Genomic DNA, 5,897 nt, shown 5'->3' on the forward strand with positions numbered 1-5,897 from the left:
CCTTATAGATGTCATATGTTACAACCGCGATTTAAAAGCCATGATTTCCGTTGGGGAATTTAATATTTCAGAGCAGAAAGCACCATCCATATTAAATTAACCAGAGGCATTTTAAATCCCCAATGAAATATAAAATTTTTCTTAAGAGGCAATCTTATGTTTGAACCAGCATGGTTGGTAGAGGCAAAAAAATATATTGGCGAGAAGGAAATTATGGGAACACAACACAATCCGCTTATCCTTCAGTTTTGGAAAGATATTCGTCGTGGTGGCATTAAAGACGATGAAACACCGTGGTGCGCAGCGTTCGTAGGTGCAATCCTGGAGCGTTGCGGTATTCCTTCAAGTCGATATGAATCGGCCAGGTCATATTTACAATGGGGACGCGAATTGAAAGAACCATGTCTTGGCTGCGTAGTGGTTCTTCTCAGGGAGGGAGGCGGGCATGTCGGATTTGTTGTAGGAACGTCCTCGAATGAGGATCTCATGGTACTTGGAGGTAATCAAAGTGATGCTGTTAATATTCGGTCATTTCCTCGTTCACGCGTTAGCGGTTATCGCTGGCCGGCTGATATCTCTCACGAACCTCAGTCTCTCCCGGTATTAATAGCGCAGCGTTCAGTGTCTGAATCTTAGCGTTCTGCAAGCCTCAGAGTTTCGTTGTGAAATTCAGGCGTGTATATTTACTGTAGGGGCTTTCGTGAAATGGCCATGCTGTATCGCCCGGGAAAATCTGCGCATATGCCCTTCAACCACGGGAACCGCAACCAGGAATTCCAGGTATTTCTGAGTAAAGAAACGCCTGATTTTCTGCCTGATTGTGTGTGAGCGCGATAAAGGTGCCGCCACCTCATCATCGTTCACTGTCTGTATGCGCCAGGGAGACACGCCCTGATTGACGTTAACTGGTACTTTTGCCAGATAACCGGACAGTGACTCGAAATAGGCGGCAATATCACTGAAGAAATCCTGAGAAGCCCCCTGTAGCTCACGGGCTTTCATATTGACTTTTTTTGCTTCATGGCGTGCTGCCTCGCTCATCGAACCAAAGAAAGTCGACTTCCCGGCCTCCCACGCAGATTCTCTGGCTTGTACGAGGGAAGACCAGGCGGTAGCGGTAGCACCAGCGACAGAGCCGAGCTCCTGCTTCCCGGAGGCGTCTCACCTGCCCCTTTACCGCTTTTACCCGCCACCTCATGACGAACCCATTCCTGCATACCGTCTGAAAGCCGGTCAGTGAAGCGCTCTATCTGCTGGAACTGCTTCAGCAGCCACTGAAAGCCAAGATGTCCCTCCCCCCTGTCCGGAGGGATATGCGGGTTCTGGTATCGACAATATTTTTACGCAGCATCGTCACTAACCTCCGGTCAACACTGGGTACCTGGCTGTTATACCCCTTTTGCCTGAATTCCAGAGCTTCTTGCTGATGCGCTTCACGAATAAAAGAGAACAAACTGTCATTGTCGCTTCCAGCCTTCAGCCCTACAGAAGCCCTTCCCCCCTCATCAGACTGCGGGGCATCCGTGTCATCCTCGTCAAACGCCTCCTCAAATCATTGAAAGACTTCGTCAGTTTTATCCCTTTCAGTTTCATTAGATGTTGTTTTTTTCCCTTTGACTCACTGATGTAAGGCATAAGACTATCCTCAGCATAAGATTATTTAGGGCTGGATGCAGACAGGCACAAATCGGAATAAATGATGCTGTCGTTACACTTCAGGATTCAGCACCCCATTAATATTCGCGCCGGTGTCGTATTTCAACCAAAAATAAAAACAATATTATATAATGCTAATTTCAATTGGGTTGTGATGATATTTGTACAACATCCGCTGATGGTTTTTTAACGGCAGGTGCTGTGTCATTATGGTCTGTAAGAATAACTGGTACTGTAACTGATAAATTTAAAGATAATCGTGGTTTATTACCTAGTGACTGCCAGAAATTACCCAAACTATTCAGTTCATCTTTAGGCGGGATCATTCTGGTATACGCTCCCGGAATATCTGGTAGCGTCCGGTTATTAATTAATGCATTAACCACCTGGTTCATCACTTTAATCGCAGGGTTGTCCGGCGCATCACCGGGACTACCTAAACCGCTACTCTGCGTTTGAGTAATATCCCAGTAGGTAATAATATAATTGCAGTTTACATTGACCCAACCGGGTGCAATGCTGACACTTTTATCGCCCTGGTTGTAAGTCGATACTCTCATTTGCGCAGCTCTCATTTGCAGATCTTCGTGGATCTCGTAAAGGAACACACTTAACGTAGGTTCTGTCGGCGGATTGTCAGTCTGAGGCAGATCAAAAATAATCGTTACCCCGCTATCAATATAGGCACTCAGCGCGTTATAAAGTGCATTATTGACCTTCAGGATACTGGTATCAGGTGTAATCTCTGTCATGTGGGTAACCTCGGCTAAATTTTCAGACGTCCGGCTTTGGCCAGCTCTCTGGAGCATGCCAGTTCAATATGCCGGGCTTTTACTACATGAGTACATTTCTTTTCTTCACTTTCGGCTTTTGCCAGCCAACAAGCGAGCAGCACGATGTTGCGGATATTCGCCCCGGTAATATCAATGCATTCAGCCAGTTTGACAAAATCAACGTCATCGTCCGCCTCCACGCCTTCCGGCCAGACAGTACGCCACATTTGTTCACGCAAGGCAGAATCCGGGTAAGAAAAACGGGTGATAAAGGTCAGACGACGAATGAAGGCATCATCCAGATGGCTGCGATTGTTGGTTGCGAGGATCACCAGACCCGGAAAATGTTCCAGTCGCTGCAACAGATAAGACACTTCAATATTGGCATGACGGTCCTGTGCATCTTTCACCTGACTGCGTTTACCAAATAAAGCATCGGCTTCATCAAAGAACAGCACCCCCGCATCGGCTTCAGCTAAATCGAAAATGCGGGAAAGATTTTTTTCAGTCTCACCAATGTATTTATTCACTACCGCAGAGAGGTCTATCTTGATCAAATCGACCTGCATACTGTGTGCCAGCACTTCGGCAGCCATGGATTTCCCTGTCCCTGACGGGCCATAAAATAGTGCACTGATACCCGTACCATATTGAATTTTTTGCTGAAATCCTTGTTCCAGCAGCGCTTCACGGTAACGAATAGCCGCACTGATTTCGTTAATCTGTTGGCGTAATTCTGTCGAAATAATCAAATCATCCAGACAACGTTTCGGTTCGATCCGCTGTGCAAGGTTGCCAAAGTGTTGATGTGCGCGGTAGCGCAATGCCTGATGCCAGTCCCGTTGCTCCATGACGCTTTGAGGATCGTATTGCTGGTGATAAAAATCAGCCTCCTGACGAATGTACGGCATGTCCTCCTCAATGAAAGAAAAGCGTCGGCTCAGCGTCTCCGTGTCAATCTCACTTTCTTCATCCAGCCATTGTCCCAGTATGTGCGAGCGTTCCAGGCTGGTTAACTGTGGCATTGTAAAGACAACCTGAGCACAATGTGGCAGTCGAATCAAAGGGGAATGCTTTTCCAGTAGGCAGATCAAGGGAATGCTCGCCTGTACAAGCAGTGATGTGAGTTGCTGGCAGAGTACCGGCCGCTCAGACTGCAGTTCGTCCAGAGAACAAATCACCAGTCCCCCTCTATGCAAGCGGGCATTGAATATCGCCTGTCGACATAATGACAATGCCTCAGCGTTTTCCACTGGAAGATTCCCTGTCTCCAGTAACAGCGTCTGGTAGCCCAAGGCATCTAACACATGAGCAATCTGGCGCTTAGTGGCCTGACGCAATATTACGACGGCACGGTTATCCGTATCGAAGGCGGCATCTCTCAGAACTCCGTATAGCTTATGTTCAGGTGGAGTCAGTTCCGCCTCTGACGACTCCATCTGCCACTGGCAAAAACCTTCTATAGATGCAGTTTGATAACGATTTCCCAGCAAAAAATGCCAGACTTCCAGTCTGGTAGAGAGGAGGTTTTTGCCCCAGACCTTTCTGGCAGACGGCGGCGCACTGTCTGGTAATAGAAGCTGGCTGGCATAAAGGGGAGACTGAGGCAGGAAACTGGTTTCGGCCACCTGCCGCTCCAAAGCCGATGAGCAAAATATGCGTAGCGCCAGTTCAATGGTGGGTAGCGGGTGCCCCTTCCCCTGAATGTCAGATAACAGCACCTGATAGCGACTGTCCAGGTGAGCCAGTGATCCGAGCAGGATAATATCCAGTTCAAAGTCGGTTAATTCAAAACGATCCCTGAGTTGCCCCAGCCGCTCATCCGTCAGTACATCGTGGTGCCTTATTATCTCGGGCTCATGTTGATACTCCCTTTCCAGCCACACTGGCATACCGCGGGGGCTACAGCAACGTTGCTCAATCTCGGGTAAAGACAATAAAACGCCTCCGGACCAGGAACGAGCCTTCTGTTGATAATAATCATGCTGAAGAAGGAGATCGATTCGTTCGAGATGCCGCATCAGCGAGCTATTCTCGCTATCAGCAAAGATATGATGATTTATAACGTTTGGATTATGCATAATGTGCCTCTGCAGGATCAAAGCCAGGCTGCGGCCAGTCAATTGCCATTGCAGCTGGCAGCCAGGGAAGCATCAGGCTAGTTAGTGGCCAGGGCCAATCGCTAAGCAGGACATCAAACGGTTGTGGGTCTACCTGCAACAGCAGGCCATTTTCCTGAAATACCATCGTTCCACTACGCTGCAAAAACAGCGTACGAACATCAGTCATACTCAGAATTCGCCAACCCGGGAGTTGCAACGGTAATTGCGCCAGCCATGTCTCCAGTACAAATTTGTGCTGTGAAGTCACCTCTTCTCTCTGGCACTCTTCATTCAGCAACAAACCGCACAACCATCGGGTAAGTACCATCGGCCCCTCCTGTAAAGAGTCATCCTGCCAGATCAACCAGTCGAGGCAGTTGGCAGCCTGCTGTCGGGCATTGTCCAGGATAAACGTCCCCTTATCCCATAAACCTAAACGCTGGAATAAATCAGGTAATAAAGGCCATAACGCTACCAGACCTGCGTTACAAACCGGCAACTGCTGTGGCTGGATCGCCGCCTGCGGTTGCGTCACTTTAGCGTTGATTTTCGATGTCAGCTTTTTATCTGACGCCGATTCGGTTTTCTGTTCTGGCTCATTTTTTTGCAGCAAACCTGTAACGTCAGCATTTATGCAATTTTTCAGTGCCCGCCGTACCGCTGACTGCTGCCACAATGCCGATAACCACGGCAATAATGCCGCCGAGGGGGGAGCGAAAAATAGTGCTTTCAGGACATCATCATCCCGTTCAGGAGTAATAACCATCAACGCCTCTTTTCGTGGTGGTGGCAGAGGGATATGTGGATGTTGCTGAAAATAGCGTAACCCCTGCAACAGCAATCCCTGTAAGGTCACCGGTGTATTCCAGCCCAGTAAGGTACATAGTTCAATTCCTCCTTCCTTGCTCAATAACGCCAGCAATCGCCAACGTTTTTTTTCATCCAGACAGGCCCGTGCCAAAATTCCCTTCCAGTGCACCGGTTCATTGCTGATTTTTTCATATAACCGGCCCCTGACATCACACTCCTCTAACCACCACTCAGGAGAAAGCGTACAATCTTCACAGTACATCAGCAGTTGTTGCTGGAACTGCTGTTGAAATCGCTGCCGCAGTTGACGTTCGAAATCATGTAATGGTATTTCTCCTAAATCCAGGGTCAGGGAATCAATAAAAATATCGGCCACACACTGTTGAGCAAAGTGTCCGAAAATTTCAGCACAATCAGTTTTCAGCACAGCATGAAATAATTCACTACTTTTATTTGTAACTGTTACCCGGCAGTTATTCGGCATATTCATAGCCATAACAAAATGAGTAATAGAGTGTTCCATTTTTATAAAACCCTGGATGGAAAAATGTTATTC

Annotated in this window: 5 protein-coding genes; 1 reads left to right on the forward strand and 4 read right to left on the reverse strand. The window is 47.8% G+C overall.

Annotated features, from left to right (window positions below; all coding sequences use genetic code 11):
• Window positions 1–156 precede the first annotated feature (156 nt).
• On the forward strand, window positions 157–636 hold the full coding sequence (locus NNO04_RS21965; RefSeq protein WP_271446464.1) for a TIGR02594 family protein: 480 nt from the start codon (window positions 157–159) through the stop codon (window positions 634–636).
• Between the two features lie 33 nt (window positions 637–669).
• Here NNO04_RS21965 and NNO04_RS21970 read toward each other — a convergent pair whose 3' ends face one another.
• The 4 genes from NNO04_RS21970 to NNO04_RS21985 all read right to left on the reverse strand — a co-directional run bounded on the left by NNO04_RS21970 (window position 670) and on the right by NNO04_RS21985 (window position 5,768).
• Window positions 670–1,041 (reverse strand): hypothetical protein, encoded by a 372-nt coding sequence (locus NNO04_RS21970; RefSeq protein WP_271446465.1) that lies wholly within the window; start codon window positions 1,039–1,041, stop codon window positions 670–672.
• 755 nt (window positions 1,042–1,796) lie between these two features.
• Window positions 1,797–2,408 carry a DUF4255 domain-containing protein gene (locus tag NNO04_RS21975; protein WP_271446466.1) on the reverse strand — a complete coding sequence of 204 codons (612 nt, stop codon included), beginning with the start codon at window positions 2,406–2,408 and terminating at the stop codon, window positions 1,797–1,799.
• 14 nt (window positions 2,409–2,422) lie between these two features.
• Window positions 2,423–4,366, reverse strand: coding sequence for an ATP-binding protein (locus tag NNO04_RS21980; RefSeq protein WP_271446467.1), 1,944 nt, complete (start codon window positions 4,364–4,366; stop codon window positions 2,423–2,425).
• A 136-nt stretch (window positions 4,367–4,502) separates the two neighbouring features.
• Window positions 4,503–5,768 carry a contractile injection system tape measure protein gene (locus tag NNO04_RS21985; RefSeq protein ID WP_442870762.1) on the reverse strand — a complete coding sequence of 422 codons (1,266 nt, stop codon included), beginning with the start codon at window positions 5,766–5,768 and terminating at the stop codon, window positions 4,503–4,505.
• Window positions 5,769–5,897: the final 129 nt, after the last annotated feature.

Source organism: Citrobacter sp. Awk 4, from assembly GCF_028069725.1.
Lineage (GTDB): Bacteria > Pseudomonadota > Gammaproteobacteria > Enterobacterales > Enterobacteriaceae > Citrobacter_D.